Below are 505 nucleotides of genomic sequence, written 5' to 3'. Positions count from 1 at the left end.
GTCCACGGGTCCGGAGATCAGTCCCAGCCTCGACCCGAGCCGCCGTCCCCACCGTCGCAGGGCTCGGCGGCCGATCACGAGCAGCGCGCCCGCGACAATGAGGACTCCGACGAGCAGCGACCTGAGCCCGGTGTTCTCCGTGACGGTGTCGGCGCTGCCGCCGCCGTTCGCTCCGCTCGGCTGTAGCAGCGTCACCTGCCCCGTGGTGCTGCTCGCCTCGAAACTCGTTCCGGCGGCGTCGAAGCTCGCGATGACGGTCTCCGACTCGCCGCGGTCGTCGCCGTCCGGAACGGCAACCGTCTCGCGATACCGCCCGTCGCCGTCGGTGGCGATCCGTTCCACCTCCGTCCCGCCGACTGTGATCGCCACCTCTCGGGTCGCGAGTGCGGCCCCCTCGTCGGTGGTCAGCGCCCCGCTCACGGTCACGTTCCCCTCGCCGTCCGTCGTCGCGTTCAGCGACAGGGTCGTCGGCGTCGACCGGACGGCGAGCGAGTCCGCGGCCGCG

1 pseudogene is annotated in these 505 nt (G+C 72.7%); it reads right to left on the bottom strand.

The window, feature by feature from the left end:
• A pseudogene (locus DVK07_RS23080) lies at positions 1-505 on the bottom strand (hypothetical protein); the annotation flags it as partial.

It is taken from the genome of Halorubrum sp. Atlit-26R, from assembly GCF_003666015.1.
In the GTDB taxonomy this organism is placed as follows: Archaea; Halobacteriota; Halobacteria; order Halobacteriales; family Haloferacaceae; genus Halorubrum.
This window is presented reverse-complemented; position numbering and strand designations above follow the sequence as displayed.